Source organism: Brevibacillus sp. HB1.4B, assembly GCF_013284285.1.
GTDB classification, from domain to species: domain Bacteria; phylum Bacillota; class Bacilli; order Brevibacillales; family Brevibacillaceae; genus Brevibacillus; species Brevibacillus porteri.
Genome location: NZ_JABSUT010000008.1, coordinates 71,771 through 97,689, shown reverse-complemented (window position 1 = coordinate 97,689; position 25,919 = coordinate 71,771). Strand labels below are relative to the sequence as shown.

Here is a 25,919-nt window from a genome sequence, read left to right as displayed (position 1 = left end):
GATTATGAAAGCAGTTGTGAGAGAACACATTCAACAATTGGACGTATCCCTCGGCGGAGGAATCGTCAGTGACAAGATTCGCGTAGATACAATCGATAACCCGATGCTCGTCATCGGTCTTGGCGGTACAGGAATTGATGCGCTATTGCGCCTGAAATACCAAGTGAACAGACGCTTCAAGCTGCCGGTAGACCAGCTTTCTAAGAAGCGCAAGGAAAAGCCGGACAATATTGAATTCATCGCGTTTGAAACGAATGAGCATGATCGTAACAAAAAGTACAAGGGCATCGGACTCGATCCAGTGACGGAGTTCGTACTCCTGTCCAATCCTGAGATCGGCGGTGTGTTGCAGAATCGCAGCATTCTGGAGCCGTACATCACTGACTGGCTCTCACCAGAGCTGACGATTACGGATGGAATCAGCGGAGCATCGGGTGTTCGTCAGGCAGGTCGACTTCTTCTCTTTACGAAAATTACGCAAGTCGTACAAACCATTGAGAAAAAGGTCAAAATGCTGTGCGAGGGCACGAACAAAAAGCTGACAGTATTCCTCTTGAGTGGATTGTCCGGGGGAACGGGGAGCGGTTGCTTCCTCGACATCGCCTATATCGTACGAGGCATTTTGGAGCGCGACTTCGGCAGTGCGGGGGTAGACAAGGTGAATACGCTGGGCTACCTGTTCACGCCTGACGTCAACCTGTCGAACAAGAGTCTCAGCTCGCACACACGCGACTACATCATGAAAAACGGTTATGCGGCATTAAAAGAGCTGGACTACTGGATGAATGCGGATGAGCGAAATGAGCGTTTCCGCCAGCAATACGGCACTGTACTCACTGTCCAATCGCCAATGCCACCATTCAACCTGTGTCATTTGATTTCTGCGACCAATCTCGAAGGCAAAGCATTGGAAAACGCCTACGATTACTGCATGAACGTAACCGCGGAGAACATTACGAACTTCATGGCGAGCGAAGAAAAGCGCTCGGGTGAAGAGTTTGCGATCCACGACTATATCAGCAACATCCGTACGAACATCAACCAGATGCCAAAAGCGTACGCAGCGAACTACCAATACAACGTCATCGGTGCTTCCTCTGCTGTCTTGCCGATCGAAGAGATGACAACATACTTGGCATATCGCTTGTTTAATAAGATGGAAAAAATGTTCACAGTAGCACCAACACAGGAAGATGCGGAGAAATTCGCCCGCAAACTCGGAATCGACATCGACTCGATTTCCCGCAAGTTCGAGGAGCGTGTTCCTGAACCGTTGCCAGGCTATGAAAACAGCGAGCGTCTGAACTACAGCAACGTGATCACTCAGCAAGTCGTGAGCATCGACCACGAGCTGGAGCAGGGTTATCTCGCCAAAGCGCGCGAAGCGTACATCAAATGCAAGAAGCAGACGCCAGGCGACATGATCTCTGTTTTCGGCGAAATGATTACGCGCGTGTTCCTGCACCCGCAGCAAGGACCATTCTATGCGTCCCGTCTGATTCATTCGGACAAAGGCTATTGCCTGATGAAAATGATCCTCTCCTACATTGAGAGCCTCAAGGCGAATCTGGAGAGCTTCCCGCGTGAGATTGAGGGTGCGCGCGAAAATGCGAATGAAAAGCTGGGCGATGCCCGCAGTGCCTTCATCTCCAAGGAGAAGAAGAAAAACAGCTACATCGAAGCGAAGATCAACGAATACCAGCTCCTGGCTGATCAAGAAAAGCTGGAGCAAATGATCGAATTCTACGAAGAGCTGCACCGTTTGTTGAATGCAGAAAACAACCGCATTTATAACGTATTTACTGAGATTTTGAACGCACTCAATCAAATTTTCGAGCAAAACGGCGACATCCTGATCAAAGGCGGCGAAGAGAGCGACCGCACGGGCAACAAGACATACTACTGGAACATCGTCAGTGTGCCGGATATCTCCAAGGTAGTCAGCAACATCCTGGAACAAAAAGATGCGGATGACCTGATCCGCGATTTCACCAGCGAGCTGCTGCGACACTCCGATCAGTGGGTCAAAGAGCAGGAGCTGGATATCGTCAGCTCGATTTCCGAATTCCTCTCGGAGAAATTCGGTGAGCTGATCACCAAGTCGATGGAAGAATTCCTCGTGATCAAATACGGTCAGGACGAGACACTCGATCGCATCGTAGAGCGCAAGATTGCGAGCAAGCTGGATGAAGAGGCGATCCCGGTCTTCCATCTGAGCAACAATCTCGGCAATATGCACTTCCCTTCCTGGGGCTTTGTATCCGTGCCGCTGAAAGCACCATCGATCTTGAAGGGGATTAAAAACTATCAAAACACAGCGATTAGCGGATCGCGCTTTACCGTCAAAGAAAGCGAAGTCAAAAACCGCATCTTCTGGCTGAATACGAAAAACGGTGTTCCACTGTTTGCTTACACACCGCTGAAGGTCTACGAGGAAAGCTACGAACGTACCATTCTGGATAGAGAGGGTATCGGACGCCACCTCGTTCAAACCGAAAAGAACAACTGGGCGTACCTCCCATCCCCTATTCCGGAAAAATCGTGGGGAGATACGTACCAAAATGGGCGAATCAAAGCGTACAACGCCAACGTACGCGAACTGTTTGACCGTGCGGTGCGCTATGGAGCTATCCGCGAAAAAGGCAGCGACAGCAAGACCAGCAACCGCTATGAATCCATCGTGACGAAGCCGTTCTCGCTGGCCACTTTCTTGGCTAAGCACCAAGCGCAAGGAGACGCGACCAAGCTGAGCCCTGGCGAGATCAAGCGTGCATTGGTTGAGCTCAAAGGTTTCCTGAGAGATGGTCTGGAGCAAGAATTTACGCGTGATGTGTTCGGCAGTATCAATGAAGAGATGGCGAAAGAAAACCTGATTCGCTATCCAGAGCAGATTCGCCTGATCGAACAGGAAGTGCGCAAATACGAAGAAATCGAAGCCAAAATCCAGGAGCTGGAGCAGATCGTAGGTGCCATCAAGGACGAAGAAGAGCTGGTGACCCGATTCATCGAAGCACTTTACACAAGCACCATCTGCAAGCGCGGTGCACTCTACGTCTACGACAAGGATGAGGAAGAAGATGCGTGGGAGCCATTCATCAACCTGATGAAGGTCAACAAGCACGTCGAATTCGCTATCTATGAAAAGTTCCGCGCATTGGATCACAAGAACATGGCAACCATCCAGCGCAAGGCTGCAAAACGCAGTGACGCGATGACCTCCGCAGAGGATACGCAGCAACTGCTGGTAAAACTCGATGAAATTGCGGCGACCTTCCAAGAAACGAAAAACGATCTGGAATACGACCGCGATGAATACGTAAACGGTGAAGAGCTGTTCCAGTTCTACAAAAAGGTTTGGTCAAAAGTAAACGATATGCGCAAGACGCTGCAATAAACAGTCAAGATTGTTTGATAACCGAGGAGGACGCATGAGGGATTTGATTGGAGAGTTCGCGACCCAATACGTTACGGATTTGGAAAGACAACTGGATAGCGGAAACGGACAGCGAAGCATTCAAAACCCCGTGCTCTTCCTTTTTCTCGGGGATAAGAGCGTAGAGGCACTGCAAGCTGTTCGTGCCCACAACGAGCGCAATTGGCAAAATGGTCACGGTGTTCTTTATGTCCATGCGTATCAGGACAAAACGTGGGAGCATCCGCAAGTAATCGGGTGCCGCTTGCCGCAGGCAGATGCCGACAAGAAAAAGATGCGTACTTCGATCCACGAGCGTTTTTTACTCGATGAAGCTGTCACCATGGAGCTGAACAAGGTGATGAAGCTGGCAAGCGTGCGGGTAGCGGAAATGGGCAAGTTGTTCACTGCTTTTCAGCAAGTCAATATAGCGGTCGTAGCAAGGGCGGATGATCCTGCCACGATCCTTTTGCCAGAGCTGACGTTGCTACTCAAGGGCTACCTCAACGAGCTGTTTAAAAACGTATCTGTCGACCTGTACGTCCTGCTTCAAGAAAAGAACAACGGGGAAGCATTCGGGTTCTCGACAGCGCTCTCGGTCAGTTTTTTGGAAGAGGTCAATCGCTATCAGCGGAGCGACTACAGTTATCGAGCGAATCTCTTGGTAACGGAGGATCTCGTGAAACTGCCTGTGGAGCATGTGAACGCACCGTTATTTTCACTGGCCTACCTATTGAGTGACAAGACAGAGCATGGCTTGTTTATCGAAGGCGGCATGCAGGAAAATTATGAGCTTATCAGCAAGCTGGTGCTTTTGAACAACAAAAAGGTAGAGTCGGAGTTCCATGAAAGCAATGATGGCTATAACAAGCTGCAATTTATGCGGAGCATCACAGTTGATCATGGGCAGACCAAGCTCGCGTCTGCTGGACTATCCAAAGTGAAGCGACCAACTCATGCGATTGCGCTGACAGTACTATCCGCCGTATTTGACCGCTATTGGGAGCGACTACAAGACGGCGAGGTATTGCCGAAAACAAAAGCGAGAGAAAAGCTCGGATTGACGGCGCATGATTTGCAGCGAAAATTGGCTGGCATTCTTCCTGAGGATCACATCCTGGAGGAAATGACGGGGCTCATGACTTCTGGTATCAGCTACAGCGAGCTTTGCAGTATGAATATGCGTGAAGCGGAGCTGGCTTTGTTTGACGGTAGCAGCCAAGCCTTTTTTGAGGCAAATGTCGTTTCCGGGGCGCGTAAACGTCTGGATCACATGCTGTCTCAGGAGTCCTTGGCTGATTTGATTCAGAAAGGAATTATCGAGGATGAACGGCTTGGGCTGTATGCAGCTTACTATCTCACAGCCGAACACGCCAATGGAGCAAACCTGCTGGATGAGCTCCGCACAGGAATTCGAGAGACATCTCGACAGGTTGAACAGATTAAAGCCGAGCTTGTCGATCTCTACCAAGAGCGAGTGGAGCGGCAGGATATTCGCGTAGGAGGATTTTTCACACGGGATAAGGAGCGTGTGCGGACCTTCATTCGCCATTTGCTGGACGCTGTTTATGGCAAAAAGCTGGAGCTGCTGGATTGGGAGATGATGCTCTCCATCCTTGTGAGCTATGAGAAACAGGCAGAGCAGATTCACCGGCAGTTAGGTGAGCAAGTCGAGCAGCTGGAAGCCTTGCATAAGCAACTGCGGGAAATCGCCCAGACGAGTGTTCGAGAAGCGACTGACTACTTGGGCAAAAACGTCGACGAATATTACGAATCGGTGGTCCATGAAACAATCCGGTCATTGGAAGCTTCGCGCGGCAGTGATTTTTACATGGAACAACGGTATATTGGTAGCGGCGCTCTGCTCAGCGGGAATCGACTCGCCGGACTCGTGGAGAGGCTGTGTCAGTTTTGCCGGAACGAGATTCTCACCCGAGCGCCATTTGCTTTATCTTTTGAGGCGGAGCTGCTTGCGCGTGCCAACGTCGGGGCTGCTTACGATAACCGAACCGTGCTGACGAAGGAGGATTTGTTCCTCGATCTCGCATTGGTGTTGGAAGAGCGCGCAGCGGTTCACATCGAAGTGTTCCATTTCTTGCAGAAGCATCGCTATGAGGAAAAGTACTTGTTTGCCGATATTCACAACGACTTCGTCCAATATGCGCTGCACAAAGATGAGAGCACACGAACTTACAAGCTGGGCTGCATCCACGAGGAACAAAAAAGCGGGATAGAAAAAATGAACCTGATGGGTGGATTCGGCATGGAAGAGTTGATGTTCTACCGCAATAACAAGAAATACCATGCTTCCTATGAGGACAGCGGGTTTGTCTTTCGCCGCGTGGGAGGAGATGAGTCGTCATGAGTCAGAGAAGGGTAAGCTTACTCATGCTAGTTTGTAGTCTGGTAGGTGGCGTGATCGGATTTTTGGTCGGGGAAGTCATGCTCGGCAAGCTGTCCGGAGAAATACCGCAATGGTTGTTAATGGGACTTTATTTTGGTCAATATGCCTTTTTCGTAGGACTGATGTGCCTCATTGCGGAAATGATCTCGCCACGACTGAATGGAGTCGGTTGGAAGCAACGCTATCTGGGCTTTTCCTGGAAAATGCTAGTGCCCAGCACGTTTTTGATGGTGGGCGTAGTGGCCTTGCTGCTTCAGCTGCTGTACGGGTCATCATTTCAACAGGCCAGTGGGGCCAACAATATTGTCATGGTTCTGGATACGTCAGGCAGCATGCAGTCGTCTGACCCGGATAACCAATTGTTCAAAGCAGCAGCCGACATGGTGCAGCGCATGGACAGTGACATGAACATAGCAGTGGTTACGTTTCACGATCAAACGAATGTGCTGCAACCCCTCACCGAGCTGAGTAGCCAGTCCGTGAAGGATGAGATTGTGAAGAAGCTGCTTCAATATCCGCGAACGGATGGAGGCACCCGAATCGACCTGGCTCTGCAAGCGGGGCTAGATCAGCTGCAAGCCAATCAAATGGCGAATAGTACGGTCGTGCTGATGTCAGACGGCTATAGTGATCTGGATGTCCCTGCCGCACTTGCACCCTACAAGCAAAACCAAGTGATTGTCCATACCGTAGGCATGAGCCAAATCGATGCAGACGGAACGGCGTTGCTTCAAAAGATCGCTGCTGAGACTGGCGGCAGCTACTTCAATGTTGAACACGCTGATCAAATGACAGGAATTTTTGGTCAGATTTACGATATGAGCCGAACAGACCGCAATATCGTTTCCGAGCGGACAGGAGCGACAGAAGAAAGCATGTTTTACGCCATTACCCGTGTGGTCAGTGTTCTGATCATCGGTGCTTTGCTCGGCTTGGCGCTGGGTCTGATTTTTGACAATCGCCATCTGGCCAAAAGCTTCACGATTGGCGGGGCGGTATCAGGACTGTTAGCTGGACTCGTTTTGGAAATGGGACTGTCGTCAATCGACTTGCTCGATATGGTTGTACGTTTGCTGGCGTGCTCCTTGCTCGCTGTCATCCTGACATTGTTCACTCTCTTTGTGCCAGCTTCCACGAGTGGTGGATCGTCTTTTGCAAAGCGCAGACTGAACACCAGACAAAACCCTCGCGCGTTGGACGCCGGGAACCAAAGCAGCAAGCGGTTTGAGTAAAGGGAGCATGATGAATCATGATTAATCGGGAGGAAACAACAGAAACCTTCATCAAGGACGTCACCTGCCAGTATCAAGGGAACGAATACGTGCTCAATTGGCATTGGGCGCAGGATATTCCGTGCGTGTACGTGCACAAGTCGCAGTTTGGCGCCCCTTTTGACGTAAACGAACTGGATGATCGTCAGTTCAAGCTGTATACCCGAGAGGAATACAAAGTCCACAAAGGGCTGCGGGAAAAAACGGACGGCATCGGCCGGTACACATACCGCATCTTTCCTTGCCGATTGGAAAATGGAAAGCCGATTCTGCTCATGCCAGACGGGGATGCGCATGTGATCCACGTCAGCACAGGAAAGGACAAAATCTACTACTCGTTCAAACGGGGCGGAAGCTGGTTTAGCAAGCATCAATCGTTGCAGATTCGCATTTTTTCAGAGATTCCGATCGCGCGGGACGTACTCTGCTACGTAAAAAAAGAAGGCTCTCCTCCCGCCCACAAGGATGATGGTACCCGATACAATTTCATTCGCGATCTCGAGCCCGGTGTCAATCTGATGCCGGAGATCGAGGTCAGGAAAAAAGACGTTGTCCGCCTGTTTTTTACGGACGGGAAAAAATACGGAGAAATGTACGAACTGATTCCTGAATAGGAGGGGATGCGCCATGCTGTCGTTTTTGAAAAACATGTTTGAAAAGAAGCCGCAGGTCAAGGAACGGCTTCCTTTTTACGATATTGTCTGTCCGTACTGCTTCGCCAAATACGGACCAGACCAAGTCGTCTTCCGTGCCACACATCATCGTCAGGACGACGAAGACTACGCGTTGCAGGAGGATGAGGTTCTCAATGCGTATCGGGATAAATTCGGACTCGATGCCGTCGACGAGTTGGAAGCGGTGATCGATCCTGAATCCATCCCGGAGGAAAACCATTTGTACGTTGATAACGTCCTCGCAGGTGTGACCGATCGGTATGGCATGGTTTCCAAGCGCAGATTATGCCCGAAATGCCACAACGAGCTGCCGATTACAGCGGGCAAAGCGCCGAGCAACATTATTTCGATTGTCGGGGCATCCCAAGTCGGGAAGTCCGTTTACATGACCTCATTGATCCATACCTTGCAGAACACGACTGCGAATCACTTCGATGCAGCGTGTATGCCGCTCAATGCGCAGATTAGCCGCAAGTTCCGGGAGAACTATGAGGCACCCTTGTTTGAACGCGGACAGTTGCTTGATTCTACGCAAAAAGAAAAGCGTCAGGAGCCGTTCATCTTCCAGTTCATTTTCAAGGATAGCGACAAGGCACCGTTGATCCTGGTGTTTTTTGACGTAGCGGGCGAGGGAATGGTCGACCGCGAGTATTTGGAGCTGTATGCGGCGCATGTGAAAAACTCATCAGGCATCTTGTTCCTGGTTGATCCGCTGCAAATCAAGACAATTCGCGATCGGGTCATGTTGCAAGCAGGGGATGAGCCCGGGGAATTCACGGCAAGGTACGACGAGCCGCGTGAGGTCGTTATTACGCTGTTTGAGAACTTCATCGGCTATCAGGAGCAGAGCAAGACACATATTCCGACTGCTGTCGTATTGACGAAGAGCGACATGCTGCATCTGATCAAGGAAGACGACGGCGAATACATCAAGTCCAACAGCAACGTTTTCCGCAATTTTGTCCATGAACAATATTTAAATACGACTGAATTTGAGAACATCGATGGGGAGATCCGCCGGTTCATCGAAAAGGTGGATAGACCGTTTAAAGACGCGTTGGATGTTTACTTTACGAATACGGCCTATTTCGCTGTATCTGCGCTGGGGAGCAATCCCGTCAATCAAAGGGTGAGTGGTGTCGTGACGCCGATTCGCGTCGATGAACCGTTTATTTGGTTGATGCACCAGCTTGATTACATCGAGGGGAGGGAGCGGTAGTGAGCAACCGTCAGCCCATTTTGCAGCAGTACTACACCCGCGGGCGACAAGGGGTTTTCCGTTCGAACGAAGGATACGATACTGTCGCCAAAACGCCAGGGCTGGATAACCAATTCATTAAAAAGGCGCTCCATCCGTTTTGCGTGTACGATGCGCCGCGACAGCTTCAAGAGCGGGCGGAAAGCAATCTGGCGCTCTTCCCGGAGGCGCTTGTCAGCTTCCAGGCCGAAACAGGAGAGATGGTTCTCGGTAGAAGTGTATTTGTCGGAGCGGATTTTACCGGTCAGCGCAATACGTTTTTTAGCCACAACTATGTCATTCCGGTAGAGCGTCGGGATGAGTTTATCAAGAACCCGGGCAAGATCTTTGGAGTGCGCTCTTTTACGGATCGTCACGACGATGCAGCGGGCAAGGAGCTTCCTACCGTCGATGACATCCCTTCAGAAAAAGACTTATCGCAAGACCGAAAACAGCTGCTTGGGCAACTGGGCGTCGATGAGCGTTTATTCAAACAGCTCCTCTTTGCGGTGATGTCCTCGCTTGCAGCGAAAAAGAAGGTGTTCATCAGCCTGGATGTGGATATTAGTGCCTCATCCAAGAGTGCTGCTCAATTGTTGGAGATTTTGTACAGTTGTCTGCCTTATGAGATGCGCAGACATTTTGGGTTTCTCACTTTTAGCAACGAGCCGCAGAGCAAGAAGCATATCCACGTCACGTTCGTGGAAAAAGGAAGCATACGCCCAGGCGGGGGGCACAGCGACAAAGACTTTTTGTTCGACTTCGCCCTTGGTCGCGTTCAGAACGTCGATTTGCAGGACGGAGGACACGAATACCTCGACTTTGCTTGGGAGTATGTGAATGAGCCACGGATTTTGGATGCGTTCCACGAATTTTGTGAGGAAGTGCTGGCTGGAGCAGACCATGCACTGGCCTTGAACATTCGCACGTACTATGAGCTGTGTGCCCTGTATTTGATTGAAAAGGGACGAACGTCCGTGTATGAGAGCAAGCGGGCGGGCGTTTGGCAGGCGTTGAACAGCTATTTGGGACACAGCAGCCTGACACGCAAGAAACGGATGATCGAGCTTCAGGAAATGCTGATGAGGATCGAGGTAGAGGCGCTTTCGTCCAAACAGCTGCCTGACGGCGAGACGATCAAGCAAATGATTGAGTCCTACCGTGTCACCAGGCAGGAACGTCTGCAAATGGATTTGATCCGCTTCTTGATGGACGTGTTGATGAAGGCCAAGACCTCGAGACAGAGCAGCTACGTGGCAGAAGTGTACAAGCATTTGTCCAGCAACCGGGAGCTGTTTGGCTTCATGATGCGGACGATTTTTGGCTATCCACAGTTGGTGAAGCCGCTCTTTGAGGATTATATGACCGAGCGGGTAGCCGCCGTGACCAGTTTGGACCAGATGCTAAAAGAAATTCGGTTTTGGACAGAAACAGAACCGCAAGCTATGCGCAATGCCGTTTTTGTTGCTACCACGACGGAAAAAGTATTGCGTCTATTTGCGCGTGAACGGCAAAAGCTCACTGCCGCCATTACCATCCATCAGTTCTTTGAAAGCATCGATGGGGCACGCAGCTATGCCGATGAGCTGTTGGATGAGCTGGACAAGTCCTTGATGAAGCTTGTCGCGCTAGACACGCTATCCAAGGATGATTTTCAAGTTCTCATCGCCCTTTTGGAGGAGAAGCCACAGAGCTTTTTCGGAACGCTGGATATGGAGAGTCGCCACAAACAAGAAATGCTCTTGAACCTGGCGAAGCTGCACGAAGAGAGAAGCACGCCACACCCGGCAGAGTTTTTCCGGAAATGGGATCGGGAAGCGATTTCCGTGCAGCAAAGAATGATCCAGAATATGTTGAGTAAACCGCTCCATGCGGACGAGTTCCCGCAGGTGCCGCTGGTCTTTTACCGGGAAGATCATTTTGGTCAGGAAGGCTTCCAGTTTGCAGAATTGCTGGAGTATGTTCAGCAAAATGGTGGGGAATCCGTTACACTGTCCTTTATCCAATGGACAATGAGCCAGCGGATGTTTTTCGAAGGGAAGTATTTGTTGCCTGCATACAGACAAGCACTGAAGGCCTTCTTCCTTGAGGAGAAAGGTAAGAGATTGCGGGACAAAGAATGGCGAAAACGGTGGTATGCGATCCGAAATGCTGATTTCCGCAAGCTTTTGGACGAGGTACGCAGCGAAACAGCCAATCCGCTCGTGAAGCTGTTTCGGCACAAAGCTACGGTGATATCCAGCGTAGTTGTCTTGCTAGGTGCTGGAGCGTGGGGAGGCTACATGGTTTGGGGAGGTACGAGTACGCATGTACAGCCACCTGAAACAAAGCCTGAACCGATCCGTCCTCCGGCTGTGTTCGTACCGGTTTATCGGTTGATGGTGGACGAACCTGACATCCAACCTGTTCGTGGCGTTCTTGGGGAGCGAAGCCAAGATGCATCAACGGGCGGGCAGCCTGTTCAGACAACGACACCTTAAGTTAATAAAACGCCAACGCGGTCTGCTCTGGTAGGAGCGACCGCGTATTTCGGGGGTCGTTGTTGTACAAGAAAATGCCTTGAAAATATATTGACAAATATTTTTATTTGTGATATAATAAAATATTTTTCTGTTGAAATAACTCCTCGCTCCGTGATAAAAAGTAGTTGTGCGATGAAATGGTGTGAGGAGGAATAGGGTATGAAAGCTAACACAGGTGTGAAAATGATTCCGTTACAAGGAGAGGCATTTGGCAAGCCGATGGTGATCTATCCCACCTTGCTTTGGGATGATGATCAAGCGGTATTAGTAGATACAGGAATGCCTGGTTCATGGGAGACCATTCGTCAGGAGATGAGCCGTGCTGGCATACCACCTGAGCGTTTACAGGCTATCATTTTGACACATCAGGACATTGATCATATCGGCAGTCTTCCAGAAATCGTTCGTGAGCTTGGCGGACAGGTTGAAATATACGCGCATGAGCTAGATCAGCCGTATATTGAAGGCACACGCCCTCTCCTCAAAGCAAACCCCAAAAGCATGGCCCCATTACTTGCGATGTTGCCTGAAAAGGAACGCGAGCACTTGCAACGGCTTTGCGAAAATCCGCCAAAGGCAATGGTGCACAAGACACTAGCAGACGCAGAGATTCTGCCGTATTGTGGGGGAATTCGCATCATTCATACTCCCGGACACACGCCGGGGCATATCAGCCTTTATGTACAAGATAGCAAGACCTTGATAGCAGGTGATGCTATGGTCTACATGAACGAAGCACTGCGAGGACCGATTCCGCAAAACACGCTCGATATGGAAATGGCAGTAAACTCATTAAAAAAATTCGAGAACTTGGAAATTACTAGTATCATTTGTTATCATGGAGGCATGTGTCAAAACAACGTGCAAGAGCAGCTTCACGCTCTGATACGGTGAAGCAGTTACACGAGCTTACACGATAAAACAATGAATCCAGGTTGGAATATGTGGATATAAAAAGCGTGGAGGACACCAAGCTGGAGTAATCCTATGGTGTCTTTCCCATTTTATCCTTGCAACGTCTTTTGCGCTGTTTGCTCGATTTCGGTATGGGAGACTGGTGTAGCTGTAGAGGTTTTGTAGTATTTTTCCAGCGACTTATCTGAACCTGTCCAACGAGCCAGTGCAGCGAACACAGCGAACATGCCTTTTTGCAGGAAGCGTGGAATGATTGGGAGGTAAAACTGACCCATCTGAAAGATCGTTCCCAAGAGGAGAATATTTTTCGGGATATTCTGCTTGATAATCGGCAAATAAAAGCTGCGCCCATCTGTATCGAGCCCGTATCCACAGCGGACAAACGCTTCAAAAGTACCTGCCGGACGGATTTCCACATCGAAGCTGACGAATTCGTTAGAGGGATTGTGGAACCCATGAATCTTGTCTGTCGGAATGGTTAGCTTCTCTCCCGGCTTCAGGATTACTTTTTTTCCAGCAATGGTTACCTCTAAATTTCCAATTACACCTTCAAAGGTTTCGACAAGTTTTGTATGATAGTGTAGAAAAATCCCGTTATCCGGTGGAAGATCGGTACGGAATAACAAATATTCGCCATTCGTTTCTTCCGTTGTCTTCAAAAAGGTAACTACTTCATTATTGTGTGGGTTACTTACACTGCGACTTAGATTTGACAACACTATACCTCCTTGAAAAATAGTAAAAAGAGATTATTTTAAGACAGAATATAGATTAAATATAGATTATTTGTTCCGGGGCAACAATTAAAAAGATAGGATGTTCTACCTAAAGATGGAGTGGATAGTATGAGCGGCATGATCGTGGTTCCAGGGTATAGGGTGGCAGAGTTTCTTTCCACTCATTCAAAATTGGGAATTTATCGGGGTTACAGAAATAACGACAATCTCCCTGTCTTATTCAAAGTACCGATGGAAGGATCTTCCCATAAAGAATCTCTGTGGAAATTGAAGCATGAATATCGCATTCTTCAATCATTGGAATCCCATGCAGTGGAAACGATCATCGAACTCGTTACTCACAACCGTGAAACGGTAATGATTACGGAAGATTTCGGGGGAGTGCCGCTCTCCTTGCTTATGAAAATGAAAGGACTGTCGCTGAAGGAGATGCTCTTCATTGCGGTCCGCATGGCTTCCTGCTTGAAAGAAATTCATCAGCACGGAATCATTCATAAGGATGTAAATCCCGATCATATCCTGGTTCATCCTGAAACCTATGAGGTAAAGCTTGTTAGCTTTGGGTTGGCGTCTAAATGCCACCAAGAATACCAAAGTGTGATGAATCCAAAAGAATGGAAGGGGAATCTTCGCTACGTCTCGCCGGAGCAGACGGGGAGAATGAATCGCACCGTCGATTACCGCTCCGACATTTATTCTTTTGGTGTCACGCTCTACGAGTTATTGACTGGAAAGCTGCCCTTTTTAACTTCGGACATGCTTGAACTCATACATGCTCATATGGCGAGAAAGCCGCTCGCTCCCTCCAGTGTAAAACCATCCGTTCCAGAGATTCTATCGGACATTGTGATGAAGTGTCTGTCAAAAAATACAGAGGATCGCTACTTTAGCATGTCTGGCTTACTGGCAGACATGCAGCGCTGCTATGACCAGCTTGAACAAAACGGTTTGATTACGCCTTTTCCGCTTGCTTTAGAAGATCGTGCTGATCACTTGCGGATTCCAGAGAGGCTGTATGGACGTGAGCAAGAAATCCAGATGCTCATCGATGCATTTGAGCAAGTTACGAACGGCGCTACGAGGATGGTTGTCCTCAGTGGCTCTGCAGGCGTGGGTAAATCTGCTCTCGTGCTAGAAGCGCAAAAAGCGTTTTTGAGAGGCCGGGGACGTTTTGTTTCAGGAAAGTTCGACCAATATAATCAGGCCGTTCCGTATTCGGCCATCATTCAAATCTTTCAGGACTTGATCAAGCAGCTCTTGGCAGGCCACGAACGCGAGCTGCTCGCTTGGCGAGAGATGATACTCGACGCCATGCAAGGACTTGGTCAAGTGATCGTGGATGTCATTCCACAGCTTGAGGCAGTGATTGGCAAACAGCCTGCCGTACCTGAGCTACCTGCAACAGAAGCAAAAAATCGCTTTCAATGGGTGATGCAACGCTTTATTCGGATTTGGGCGCGACCAGACCATCCACTTGTCTTGTTCCTAGATGATTTGCAGTGGGCGGATTCTTCTTCGCTTTTCCTGATCCGAGAGTTGGTTGCGGATATGCAGATCAGTCATTTTCTGCTGATTTGCGCTTATCGTGAGCATGATGGCAGTACGATGAATCCGTTGATTGCCCTTTTGACAGAGACAGGCATCAAGAGCCGCATTTTGCGTCAATTCACGTTATTGCCGCTTCGAGAACCCGAATTCAATGCGATGCTAGCGGATGCGTTGCATAGTGAGCCGGATATGACGAAGCCGCTGGTTACGATTATCATGCAGAAAACAGCTGGGAATCCGTTTTATGTAAGAGAATTCATTAAAACGCTGTATGATCGGAACTTGCTGTGTTATGTGAGAGAAGAACGGAACTGGCAATGGGATTTGGCAGAAATCGAGAAGCTGGGTACTACGGAAAACGTGGCCGATTTTCTCGTAGAAAAAATGAGAAGATTGCCTGATTCCACTCAGCAGCAGCTCGGTTATGCTGCTTGTCTGGGTAACTCGTTTTTGCTTCATTTGATAGCCAAGTCACGAAATCAAACGGAGTCAGAAGCCATCCAGCATATACGGCCTGCGATTGAGGAAGGTCTCATCTATCCGATTGAAGGAGCGGAATATCTGAATTACGCTGCGCTCGTGGAAGAAGAAGTGGCGTCTCAGATGAAGATTCGTTTCCGCTTTGTGCATGATCGAATTCAACAGGCCGCCTATTCGTTGTTAGCAGAGGCAGAGCGCGGACAGACTCACGTCAAGCTGGGCAGGATGATGTGGGAAATGTCCCAAGGGAGCGAATCTGGCTCCCTGTTCGAAATTTGCGATCATATGTACCGGGGCAAAGAGATACTGGAGGATCAGGCGGAGCGTATTCATGTAGCGTACTGTCATTTACTCGCTGGTCAAAAAGCGAAATCCTCTGCGGCATTTGAGTCCGCCTTGCAGTACTTCCAACGTGGTCTCGAGCTGGTCGGGGAAGAGGGCTGGCAGCACAATCATGATCTGACCATGGAGTTGTGTGCGTTGACTGCGGAGACGACGTACCTCTGTAACCAATTGGATGAGGCAAAACAATTGTTTGAACGCGGGATGCAGCATGCCAAAACAGACCGAGAACGAGTACGCATTTTGGAAATGGAAATTCGCATGTATACACGACTGGCTGAATTTCCTCGGGTCATGGAGATCGCAAGCGAAGCCTTGGGGTTATTGGGCGTACCGATTCCCAAAAAGCCTGGCAAGCTCGATATCATTAAGGAAATGTTTCACATCAAACGCCGCCTCAAAGGCCGGAAAATAGATGAGCTGCTGTATTTGCCGGATGTTCCCGATGAAAATTATCAGATGGCGATGAGCATCATCAGCTACGCAGGCCCATCTGCTTACTATGTTAATCTCAATTGGTTTGCTTTAACGATTTTGCGTGCCCTTCATCTGTCGCTCGTACACGGAAACGCGGTCGCCTCGGCGAACGGTTATACCGGTTACGGGATCGTACAAGCTGCTCAATTCGGAAATTATCGAGAGGCTTACGAATTTGGGCAATTGGCTTGCCGTGTAGCAGACAGCTTCGCCGATCCGATCGCCATGACGAAGGCGTATGGTGCGTTTGCCTTACTGATCAATCACTGGTGCGAGCATGCGCGGACGAATATCCCTCTCCTGAAAAAAGCGATTCAGCTCGGCTTGGATGGTGGCGGCAACATTTATGCTGCCTACAATGCCCATGGGCTTTTGGAGGCCATGCTCTACTGTGGTGTGCCAGTGGAAGAATTGGAGCAGCAAATCGAGGAATACAGCGATATGATTCAACAAATCAAGGTCGTTGATCACGATGATCGACTCCTGTTATTGCGCCAGGCGCTGCATACTTTTACACGGTGGACCGACAAGGAACGAACGGCGTTTTGCCATGATGGATTTGACGAAGCGGCATATGTAAGCAACCTGCAAAAAGAAGGAAACAGCTACAAGCGGTACATGTACCACTACTATAAATCGATGGTTCATCTCATGTACGGGAACCACCTGGAGGCTGCAGAGCTGCTGGGCGAAGCAGAGCAATGGATGGATTCAGTCAGCGGACAAGTTCTTGTCAGCCAGCAAGTTTTTATGCAAACACTGGCATTGACGGGGCTCTATGAGAACGCCAACCGACAGGAAAAATCGAAGTATGGGAAAAAAATCAAAGCAAATATCAAAAAGATGAAGAGGTGGGCAAAGGAATGCCCGGAAAATTTTCAGCACAAGTGGTTGTTGATGCATGCTGAATGGCTGCGTGTCACTGAGAAAAAACAAGAAGCAGGTCCTTTTTATGAACAAGCGGTTCAACTCGCCAAAAAAGATGTTTTCTTGCAAAACGAGGCAATGGCAAATGAATTGGCTGCCCAGCATTACTTGGCACTCGGACTCGATACGATTGCGAAGGTATACATGACTGAGGCACACGAGGTTTACATGCTTTGGGGAGCGGTTGCCAAGGCACGAGAGATTGGGGAACGGTACCCTTATCTTTTGCAACGGGTAAGAAACTTGGGGGCTTCCGTCGAGATTGCCACGACTGACCAGACAGCAGACCTCGTCGATTTAATGAGTGTCATCAAGGCATCGCAAACGATTGCTAGCGAGCTCCGCTTGGAAATGCTGCTGGCCACGATGCTGCGCACGGTGATGAGCAATGCAGGTGCGGAGAAAGGAATCCTCCTGCTGAAAAAAGATGGTGAATGGCTCATCGAAGCGGCAGGCTCTGTGGATTTGGACGTGGAGATCATGCAGTCTGTCCCGTATGAACATAGCGGGATGCTCTCTGTCGCCGTCGTGAATTACACCATTCGTACAGAAGAGATGCTGGTGCTCCACAACGCTTCGGTTGAAGGGGTCTTTTTCCGCGATACGTACATTGCGAAGCACCAGCCGAAATCGATTCTATGCTCCCCGCTCTGGCAGCAAGGAAAAATGATCGGCATCATTTATTTGGAGAACAACGAAACGACACATATGTTCAACGAAAAACGCTCAGAGCCGCTCAGACTGATCTTCTCGCAAATTGCGACCTTTATTGAAAATGCGAGACTGTATCATCAACTGGAGCAATGGAATCAATCCTTGGAAAAGATCGTGACAGAGCGTACCAATGAAATTCAGGCCCTTTTGCAAGCGAATAAAAATCTGTTAAACAATGCGGGACAAGGCTTTCTGTCTTTTTCCAAAAACCTGCTGGTCCATTCCGAATACAGTCGGGAATGTCTACGAATTTTTGGTCGAGAACTGGCTGGGGTGTCGGTCGCTGAGCTACTATACCCAGATCGTCCAGAGGACAGCATGTTTATTGAATCCCTTTTGGAAAAGTACTTTGAAGCAAAAGACCAAGGGCAAAAAGAGCTGTATCTCAGTCTTTTTCCTACGGAAATCCAGATCAATCAAATGCCGTTGAAGCTGGCATGTAAGCCGATTTATGAAGATCGGCGAGATTCGCCAGAGGGCTTGATGCTGATCCTGACTGATATGAGTGAGCAACGGGCGCTCAAATCCAAGATGGAGCGAGAATGGCAAAGGTTGAATATGGTCGTAACTGTTGCGATTAGTCTCCCGCTCTTCCAAAAGGTACTGCGAGCTTTTGATGCTTTCTTTGAGGATGGGTGGAAGCGAGTCCTCGGAGAAGAGATCGCGGATTCCGAGAAACTATTCAAATTGGTCGCTCAGATTCATCAATTTAAAGGTGACTTCAGCCAATTACACTTGATTCATACACCGCAAAAGCTGCATGATTTGGAATCGTGGTTGATTCAATGGGCAAAGTCCGGAGATCGCCTCTCCGACGAGGATGTGCGCGCCCAGCAGTCATTCGCAGAGGTTCAAGCTGCGATGCAACAAGATTTGTCGATCATGCAGCACAAGCTCGGGGGCGGGTTCCTGGATCATAACGAGCATGTGTACACCATTGCAAAAGAGCAATGGGAAAGCTTCGAGCATGAGATCACCAGTCTGATACAGGGGGAAGCTCAGCAGGAGCTGCTCCACCGCATCCGCAAGCTTCGCTATCGTCCTATGAAGGACATGTTGTCAAGGTATGAAGACTATGTAAGTGAGCTCGCTATCCGTTTGAATAAGACCATCGATCCGGTCGAATGGGATGCAGAAGAAGTACAGGTGGATCCGGAGCGATTCGAGAATTTTGCGAGGAGCTTGGTTCACGTATTCAACAATGCCATCGATCATGGAATGGAAGAAGAACAAGAACGATTGGCATGCGGAAAAGAACGCAGCGGCAAGATTCAATGCCGCATTTGGCAAGAGGATACTTCCTTGTGTGTCACGATTCGTGATGATGGGCGGGGCGGAGATAGGGAAAAGCTAAAGTTGGCAATGGCGGAGCATGTCACGGTGCAAGAAAATGCGAGTCTCGTATCGGGCAGAGGAATTGGCCTGTCCATTGTTAAGCAAGAGGTTGAGCAGTTGGGTGGAACCCTTCAGGTTGATACTCAAAAAGGAGAGGGCACCCGCTTTACCTTCCGAATCCCGTTGGAAGATATTCGCTAGACCCATAGAAAAAACTGAGGCGACCGTGCCTCAGTTTTTTGTTTGATCGACTAAAGAGAATTCGTAATGGAAGCCAAAAGTCGTTCTTCATCGATCGGTTTTAGAATATAATGGCGCGCTCCAGCGTTGATTGCTTCAAAAACGAGCGGCTTTAATCCATTGGTACTGACCATAATGATGTTGGCGTCGGGGAAGGTGCCGATGATCTTTTTGACAGTATCTATGCCATTCATTCCTGGCATATTGATATCCATCGTCACCACGTCGGGGAGGTGGGTCGCATACTTTTGATAGGCGTCCAATCCATTTGTTGCTTCTGCAATGACTTGATGGCCCGCCCGTTCCAAAATGATTTTCATGTAATCTCGTACTACAAGGGAGTCGTCTGCTATCAGGATACGAGCCATAAAACCTCCTGTATCGAAACGGTTAGTTATTCTTAGTAAGTAGTCTACTTTTACCATAACACTGATAGGAAAAATGTCGCAATCATTTGATCATAAAAAGTGTGGATGAACATATAAAAAAACAAACGAATTCCAGTTCGTGATGAAACTGGATTCGTTTGTTTTACTTTCCAAACGGTTGATATAGTTGGGTTAGCAAAAGCAATCTGGCTTGCCGGGAGCATCACGATAGGCGAGCAAGGCATTGACCCCATGACTTAAGATGGCACCGGAACGTGTCACTGCGGCAACGAGTAGAGCCTCCATTATTTCCTCCATGGTGCCGCCTAGCTCTTTATACTTTTTGACATGAACATCGATGCAGTAGGGGCAGCCAGTCACGTGAGCGACCACAATGGCAATCAACTCTTTCGTTTTGACCGGGAGCTGGTGGGATTGCTGGTAGATTTGTCGCTCGAGAGAAAAATAAGAAGCGGCAGCCTCAGGGGCCAATTTCATTAATTCAGGGATATGCGACAAATTTGCTGATTCATAATACGAACGTGCTTTTGACATGAAACATCCTCTCCATTCCATGGGTAGTGGCTACGACTTCATTGTAGAGAGGGAAGATACTTGCTTCTGTAACTTACTCACCATTCTCACTAATCACCAGGAAAAAGGTTTTCCTGGAGGGCATCACGGCGAATAGCAGCGATTCGGCCTCGTCCTAACTGAAGCCATCCGGCTTTCTCAAACTCCTTGAGTGACCGACTGATTACTTCTCTGGCAGTCCCGAGTTCAATGGCAATCGCTTCATGGGTAATCGATAGGTGGTTGCTAGAATCTGTGGTACGACGGAGCAATAATTCGGCGATGCGGGCGTTGATCGGCTTAAACGCGATATCTTCGACCAGAGACGTGACGGAGACCATTCGGTTGATCATGTTTCGATAAATAAATTGACGCAAGTCCTTATAGCGATCCATCCATTCTTTGAAGACATCTACAGGCAAAAGCAGCAGCTCGGTTTCCTCTTCTAGCTGTGCGGACGCTTCATAGCCCGTCTCGCCTAAAATACTTGCCATCATGAGGACACAGACTCCCCCGCGCTGTACCCGATATAACGTAACCTCGCGTCCTGACTCGCTGATGATATAGATGCGGACCTTGCCTGACAATACAAAAGCAGCGTGGGCAAACAGATGACCCTGCTGCATCGTAAGCTGGGGAGAAAAGCGTTCCACTGTTATGTCAGGATGGCGCCATGCGGCTTCCGGAACAAGGGAAAAGCATCCTTCACAAAGTGGATTCGATTCAAGTCCATTGTTTTACCCTCCGCGGCAACTTAATTGGTAAAATATTCATACATATAGTGTAGGGAAAAGACGCGATCTATACAATGGAATATCCGTCTGCAGACTGACGAGAGAACAACGCTGTAGCCTGATTTCTCTTCTACGCTGTTTTGCTACGATGATATAGAACTTATCTTGTAAAAATAACCAGTATCGAGGGGAAACAAAAATGAAACAAATGAAACAGTGGATAGGAGTAGGTCTCATCGCTGTAGGAATCGGATTGGCCGGATGCACGATCAACAATAACGTGATCAAGATTGATGAAGAAAAAAGACAGATTGAATTACCTGCGGAGTCCATCGAGACGTTGAAGATTCTTACGGATTCAGGCGATTTGATCGTCAAAGGTGATGAAAAAGCAACCGTGATTCATGTAGAGGCGGATATCAAATCGAAAAATGTCAAACCCGAAGAAATCATCCTTACACTCGAGAAGGATGGGAATACCGCAACACTACGATCCGAAATAAACACAGATATCGGTGTTAACTATGTGGATATGACGCTAACGGTAATCGTTCCTGCCCAGCTGCCGATAGCCCTTACTGATGGATCAGGAGATATTGACATGACGAATCTAACAGGAAAGATCACGATTGAGGATGACTCCGGTGATATTCAATTAACGAATACGAACGGAGAGGTAGAGATTCGCGATCAGTCCGGTGACATTACGATCAAGGATTCGTCTGCCCTCAAACTGATCGAGGATGACTCGGGTGATATCTTCATGGAAAATACGGGTGGAAATGTAGAGATTCACGATCAATCCGGCGATATGGTTATTCGAAATCATAAGGGCGACATAAAGATATCCGACGAAAGCGGCGACATGGTCATTGATACTGTCGAAGGAAATGTACGAATTGAGAATGACGGGAGCGGAGAGCGAACCGTTCTAAACATAAAAGGCTCGTACACATCTAAATAAATCAGGACCGTCAGGGTTTTTGCCCTGACGGTTTTCTTGTTCTTGTCGGTATTTTGACAGGTTGAGGGAAAAATTAGCCGACTAATGAAAAAAAGCTTTCCCTTCCGATAAAGAAGTGCTAATATAACAAAGGTAGTTCTAATTGAGAATGAATCTCTTTATTAATGATGATGAGAATTATTCTCTCTCGTAAATACTCGAGTCAATACGGAACATTACTCCAGGAAAAAGTAAGAAGAGTAGGGACGCGATGAAAAAGAGATATTTGGTTGTAGCACTTATTTTGCTATCGTTCGTTTCACTTTTTATTGGCGTGAAAGATATATCTCCGTGGGATTTGTTCAATCTCACAGATGACAAAGTGCAAGTGCTGTGGATTAGCAGGATTCCGCGTTTGATCAGCATTATCATCGCAGGGATCAGCATGTGTATCGCCGGATTGATCATGCAACAGCTGACCCGAAACAAGTTCGTTTCTCCGACGACAGCAGGGACAGAGGACTCCGTTCGATTCGGAATATTGGTTTCACTCTTGGTGTTCGCTGATGCGAGCTCATGGGTGAGGCTGCTCGTTGCTTTTGCATTTGCTCTCTTTGGAACCTTTGTCTTTATGAAGATTCTTGAAAGAATCAAATTTAAAGACTCCATTTTCATCCCGTTAGTGGGACTGATGTTTGGCAACATCGTCGGATCCATCACGACGTTTTTCGCTTATAAGCATGACCTGATGCAAAACATGTCTGCTTGGTTGCATGGAGATTTCTCCACCATTATGAAAGGCAGCTACGAGCTTTTGTACATAAGTATTCCGCTGGTGATTATCGCTTACTTGTATGCGAACAAGTTCACCATTGCGGGAATGGGTGAAGAGTTCGCCATCAACCTCGGGTTGAACTACAAGCATGTCGTCAACATTGGATTGGTCATCGTCGCTTGTGTAACTTCGGTAGTCATTCTCACGGTAGGGACAATCCCGTTTTTGGGGCTGATCATTCCCAACCTGGTTACGATCTACCTGGGAGATAACCTGAAAAAAAGCTTATCTCATACCGCTTTGCTTGGCGCGGTGTTTGTACTTGCTTGTGATATCCTGGGACGCCTCATCATCTTCCCATACGAGATTTCCATCGGCTTGATGGTTGGGGTCATAGGCAGCGGGATATTCGTGTACTTACTCATGAGAAGAAAGGCATATGAACAATGAAAGCGAAGATAGGTGCCCTGTCGATTGTGGCCATTGCTTTGATAGCCATTTTTATGATGATTGACGCCGGTGGCAACTGGGATTATGTCCTTCCTCGGCGGGCTAAGAAAATTCTTGCCATCATTTTAACCGGTTGCATCATCGCCTTCTCTACGATGATCTTCCAGACAATCACGAACAACCGAATCTTGACGCCTAGCATCATCGGCCTCGATTCGCTCTATATGTTCATCCAAACATTTGTGATCTTTGTGTTTGGCTCCACCCATTTCACCTTGATGAACAACAACGTGAACTTTCTGATCTCGACAGGTGGGATGGTGCTTTTCGCAGGCTTGCTCTACAAATTCCTGTTTAAAAGGGAAGGGCAAAATATTTACTTCCTGCTCCTCATCGGATTGATCTTGGGCACATTGTTCAGCAGTTTGTCCACGTTCATGCAAGTATTGATTGATCCGAATGAGTTTTTGGTTGTGCAAGACCGAATGTTCGCCAGCTTCAACAATGTAAAAACAGACCTGTTGATTACGAGCTTTGTTCTGGTCATCGGAATCATGATTTACTTCTGGCGATACATCAAGTACTTGGATGTGTTATCACTCGGTCGGGATCAGGCGATCAATTTGGGGATTCCGTACGATTTTGTCATCAAGCGGTTTCTCATCGTCATTGCCATTCTCGTATCGATCGCGACAGCGCTCGTTGGACCGATTACCTTCCTTGGACTGTTGGTAGCGAATCTCGCCCATCAGTTTATGAAAACCTATCAGCATAAATACTTGCTGCTGGGCTCGGCTTTAATCAGTGTGATTGCACTGGTTGGCGGTTTGTTGATTGTGGAGCGTGTACTAGCGTTCTCCACGACGCTCAGTGTCATCGTCAACTTTATTGGTGGGGTTTACTTCATCTATCTTCTGTTAAAGGAGAATAAAGCGTGATAGAAGTCCGGAATGTCACAAAACAGTATGGTAGCAAAAATGTCGTGGAAAATGTCTCTGTGAAGATTGCCAAGGGGAAAATCACGTCTTTTATCGGACCCAATGGGGCCGGAAAGAGTACGCTGCTGTCGATGATTAGTCGCCTGTTGACCAAGGATCAAGGCGAGGTTTTCATTGAGGGTCAGGAGATTGGACAGACAAAGAGCAGTGAGCTGGCGAAGAAAATCTCGATTCTCAAGCAATCGAACCACATTACGGTGCGGTTGACGATTCGTGAGCTGGTCAGCTTTGGTCGCTTCCCGTATTCACAAGGCAATTTGACAAAAGAGGATTGGAAGTATGTAGACGAGGCTATCCAATATTTGGAGCTCACGGACATTCAACACAAGTACCTCGACCAGTTGAGTGGCGGTCAGCGTCAACGCGCTTACATCGCGATGGTTGTCGCTCAAAATACGGAATACGTCCTCTTGGATGAGCCGCTCAACAATTTGGATATGAAGCATTCCGTCCAGATCATGAAAGTGCTGCGACGTCTGGTAGACGAAAGAGGCAAAACAGTTGTCATTGTCATTCACGATATCAACTTCGCTTCCGTCTATTCGGATTATATCGTCGCTCTCAAGGATGGCAAGGTCGTGAAGGAAGGCACTACAGACGAGATCATCACACGACCGATCTTGAAAGATGTCTATGACATGGATATCCATATCGAAGACATTGAAGAAAATAAAATCTGTGTCTATTTCGCGTAAGCTCCATTTTCCTATCGTTAAAATTTTGATGGCCTGCCGGGGGTTTCATCAGCAAGCTATCAATAATTTTATATACTTTTACATTCTATATAGAGGTGAGAGAAGTGAACAAAAAATTACTCATGCTGTTTATGGCAGTACTGTTGGCTGTATTCACAGCTGCATGCGGCTCCAATAACGCCGCTCCTGCAACACCTGCGGCAGACGCAACAAAAGCACCTGAAGCTGCACAAACATCCGAAGAAGTTACGATCAAGCATAAATTGGGTGAAGCAAAACTGAAAAAGAATCCAAAAACCGTTGTAGCATTTGACTACGGTGTTCTGGATTCCTTGGACAAATTGGGTATCGAAGTAGCGGGTGTTGCACAGTCTTCCAGCATCCCTGCATACCTGGAAAAGTTCAAAGATGCGAAATACACAAACGTTGGTGGCTTGAAAGAGCCAGACTTTGAGAAGATCAATGCAATGAAACCAGATGTGATCTTCATTTCTGGACGTCAACAAGATGCTTACGAAGAACTGAACAAAATTGCTCCAACCATCTTTATGGGTGTAGACAATGCGAAGTACATGGAATCTTTCAAAGAGAACATGAAAACATTGGGTACCATCTTCGGTAAAGAAGCACAAGTAGAAGAAGAATTGGGCAAAATTGATGCATCTATCAAGGAATTGAATGCAAAAGCAACGGCAAGCGGCAAGACTGCTCTGATCGTTATGGTTAACGAAGGCAAGCTGAACGCTTACGGCGCTGGTTCCCGTTTTGGTATCCTGCACGGTGAATTCGGATTTACGCCTGTAGACAAAAACATTTCTGTAGAAAACCATGGTCAAAGCGTTTCCTTTGAATATATCGCAGAAAAAAATCCAGACTACCTGTTCGTAATTGATCGTGGTAACGCGATTTCTAAGAATAAAGAAGTGTCTACTTCTACACAGCAAACTGTAGAAAACGACCTGATTAAGAACACGAAAGCATTCAAAACTGGCAACATCATTTACCTGGATTCTAGCAACTGGTACTTGTCTGGTGGCGGATTGGTATCTACCGCTGGCATGGCAGACGAAGTTCTGAAAGAAGTTAAGTGGTAAGAGGCTAGAACAGAAAGTGGCGACAGCCGAGGGGAGTAAGACATTCCCTGGGCT

At 48.1% G+C, this 25,919-nt stretch carries 17 protein-coding genes; 13 read left to right on the top strand and 4 right to left on the bottom strand.

Annotated features, from left to right (window positions below; translation table 11 throughout):
• Positions 1-4 precede the first annotated feature (4 nt).
• From HP398_RS19575 to HP398_RS19545, 7 genes are all read left to right on the top strand, one after another.
• Positions 5-3,394: a tubulin-like doman-containing protein gene (locus tag HP398_RS19575; RefSeq protein WP_173623426.1), complete on the top strand. Its 3,390-nt coding sequence runs from the start codon at positions 5-7 to the stop codon at positions 3,392-3,394.
• Between the two features lie 34 nt (positions 3,395-3,428).
• Positions 3,429-5,777 (top strand): hypothetical protein, encoded by a 2,349-nt coding sequence (locus HP398_RS19570; RefSeq protein WP_173623425.1) that lies wholly within the window; start codon positions 3,429-3,431, stop codon positions 5,775-5,777.
• Positions 5,774-7,048 carry a vWA domain-containing protein gene (locus HP398_RS19565; RefSeq protein WP_017246638.1) on the top strand — a complete coding sequence of 425 codons (1,275 nt, stop codon included), beginning with the start codon at positions 5,774-5,776 and terminating at the stop codon, positions 7,046-7,048. Before HP398_RS19570 ends, HP398_RS19565 begins: the two co-directional genes overlap by 4 nt.
• Before the next feature lie 17 nt (positions 7,049-7,065).
• Positions 7,066-7,701 carry a beta-mannanase gene (locus HP398_RS19560; protein ID WP_173623424.1) on the top strand — a complete coding sequence of 212 codons (636 nt, stop codon included), beginning with the start codon at positions 7,066-7,068 and terminating at the stop codon, positions 7,699-7,701.
• Between the two features lie 13 nt (positions 7,702-7,714).
• Positions 7,715-8,980 (top strand): TRAFAC clade GTPase domain-containing protein, encoded by a 1,266-nt coding sequence (locus HP398_RS19555; protein WP_173623423.1) that lies wholly within the window; start codon positions 7,715-7,717, stop codon positions 8,978-8,980.
• Complete coding sequence (locus HP398_RS19550; protein ID WP_173623422.1) at positions 8,980-11,478, top strand: GAP1-N2 domain-containing protein; 2,499 nt, start codon at positions 8,980-8,982, stop codon at positions 11,476-11,478. Before HP398_RS19555 ends, HP398_RS19550 begins: the two co-directional genes overlap by 1 nt.
• Positions 11,479-11,679: 201 nt before the next feature.
• Positions 11,680-12,414 (top strand): MBL fold metallo-hydrolase, encoded by a 735-nt coding sequence (locus HP398_RS19545; RefSeq protein ID WP_173623421.1) that lies wholly within the window; start codon positions 11,680-11,682, stop codon positions 12,412-12,414.
• A gap of 110 nt (positions 12,415-12,524) precedes the next feature.
• Here the strand turns inward: HP398_RS19545 and HP398_RS19540 are convergent, their stop codons facing one another.
• Entirely contained in the window at positions 12,525-13,154 is a 630-nt protein-coding gene (locus tag HP398_RS19540; RefSeq protein ID WP_371736764.1) for a cupin domain-containing protein, read from the bottom strand.
• 126 nt (positions 13,155-13,280) lie between these two features.
• Between HP398_RS19540 and HP398_RS19535 the strand changes: the two genes are divergently transcribed.
• Complete coding sequence (locus HP398_RS19535) at positions 13,281-19,196, top strand: AAA family ATPase (protein WP_173623419.1); 5,916 nt, start codon at positions 13,281-13,283, stop codon at positions 19,194-19,196.
• Between the two features lie 50 nt (positions 19,197-19,246).
• Here HP398_RS19535 and HP398_RS19530 read toward each other — a convergent pair whose 3' ends face one another.
• The 3 genes from HP398_RS19530 to HP398_RS19520 form a co-directional block, all read right to left on the bottom strand.
• Complete coding sequence (locus HP398_RS19530; protein WP_017246631.1) at positions 19,247-19,603, bottom strand: response regulator; 357 nt, start codon at positions 19,601-19,603, stop codon at positions 19,247-19,249.
• 192 nt (positions 19,604-19,795) lie between these two features.
• Entirely contained in the window at positions 19,796-20,158 is a 363-nt protein-coding gene (locus HP398_RS19525; RefSeq protein WP_069849882.1) for a carboxymuconolactone decarboxylase family protein, read from the bottom strand.
• A gap of 89 nt (positions 20,159-20,247) precedes the next feature.
• Complete coding sequence (locus tag HP398_RS19520) at positions 20,248-20,802, bottom strand: Crp/Fnr family transcriptional regulator (protein WP_254476222.1); 555 nt, start codon at positions 20,800-20,802, stop codon at positions 20,248-20,250.
• Between the two features lie 307 nt (positions 20,803-21,109).
• Between HP398_RS19520 and HP398_RS19515 the strand changes: the two genes are divergently transcribed.
• From HP398_RS19515 to HP398_RS19495, 5 genes are all read left to right on the top strand, one after another.
• A complete protein-coding gene (locus tag HP398_RS19515) occupies positions 21,110-21,874 on the top strand; it encodes a DUF4097 family beta strand repeat-containing protein (protein WP_017246628.1) in 765 nt (254 codons plus the stop codon).
• A gap of 250 nt (positions 21,875-22,124) precedes the next feature.
• Positions 22,125-23,078: an ABC transporter permease gene (locus HP398_RS19510; protein ID WP_173623418.1), complete on the top strand. Its 954-nt coding sequence runs from the start codon at positions 22,125-22,127 to the stop codon at positions 23,076-23,078.
• Complete coding sequence (locus tag HP398_RS19505; protein ID WP_173623417.1) at positions 23,075-24,016, top strand: iron chelate uptake ABC transporter family permease subunit; 942 nt, start codon at positions 23,075-23,077, stop codon at positions 24,014-24,016. Before HP398_RS19510 ends, HP398_RS19505 begins: the two co-directional genes overlap by 4 nt.
• Positions 24,013-24,771, top strand: coding sequence for an iron ABC transporter ATP-binding protein (locus tag HP398_RS19500; RefSeq protein WP_017246625.1), 759 nt, complete (start codon positions 24,013-24,015; stop codon positions 24,769-24,771). Before HP398_RS19505 ends, HP398_RS19500 begins: the two co-directional genes overlap by 4 nt.
• A gap of 104 nt (positions 24,772-24,875) precedes the next feature.
• Positions 24,876-25,865, top strand: coding sequence for a siderophore ABC transporter substrate-binding protein (locus tag HP398_RS19495; RefSeq protein ID WP_035290734.1), 990 nt, complete (start codon positions 24,876-24,878; stop codon positions 25,863-25,865).
• Positions 25,866-25,919: the final 54 nt, after the last annotated feature.